This is a genomic window from Stenotrophomonas sp. 3diitr2024, assembly GCF_042136455.1.
Taxonomy (GTDB): Bacteria; Pseudomonadota; Gammaproteobacteria; order Xanthomonadales; family Xanthomonadaceae; genus Stenotrophomonas; species Stenotrophomonas sepilia.
This window is the reverse complement of the sequence record NZ_JBHHMJ010000771.1, coordinates 1-533: the sequence shown is the minus strand read 5'-3', so window position 1 is coordinate 533 and position 533 is coordinate 1. Positions and strand designations below refer to the sequence as shown.

The window sequence follows — 533 nt, the reverse complement described above, 5'->3', positions numbered from 1 at the left end:
GCCGCGCCAGCCGGTACGCCTCGATCCGGTTGGCCACGCCCAGCTTGCCGATGCACTCGGACAGATAGTTGCGCACTGTGCCGTGCGACAACCCCAGCTGTTCGGCGATCTCGCTGGCGGTGCGGCCCTCAACCAGTGTGCACATTTGATCGCCAGTTTAATGAACTGGCATTCCTTTCCTGAGAAATGGCCAGTCGGGACCGACAGTTCAAGGACACTCATGTCGTTGCCCATTCGGGATTGCCAGCCGCGCTTGCCGAAGGCGACGGTGACCGCCAGCTCGGTGTTGTCGACGATGCCACTGGTGGAGACATTGTTCAGCGCGAACATGCGGCGTTTGTCGACGAACTGGCGGATGCGCGCGACCGCATCGTCCTTCTTGATGTGGAAGGGCAGCACCGCATCGGGCACCGCACCATTGCTGATCTGTTCGTTGACGCCGAAGACGAGGACAAGGTGTTTCATCGGTACAGCTCCGGGGAAGGGGGACAAGGCGAGCCGGCAGCGTACAGCGCCACCGGCCCGGCGTGGGG

2 pseudogenes are annotated in these 533 nt (G+C 62.7%); both read right to left on the bottom strand.

Going from position 1 to position 533, the window contains the following annotated elements:
• Positions 1-130: pseudogene (locus tag ABGA94_RS20375) on the bottom strand (response regulator transcription factor); the annotation flags it as partial.
• Positions 131-249: 119 nt separating this feature from the next.
• A pseudogene (locus ABGA94_RS20370) lies at positions 250-465 on the bottom strand (hypothetical protein); the annotation flags it as partial.
• Between the last annotated feature and the right edge of the window lie 68 nt (positions 466-533).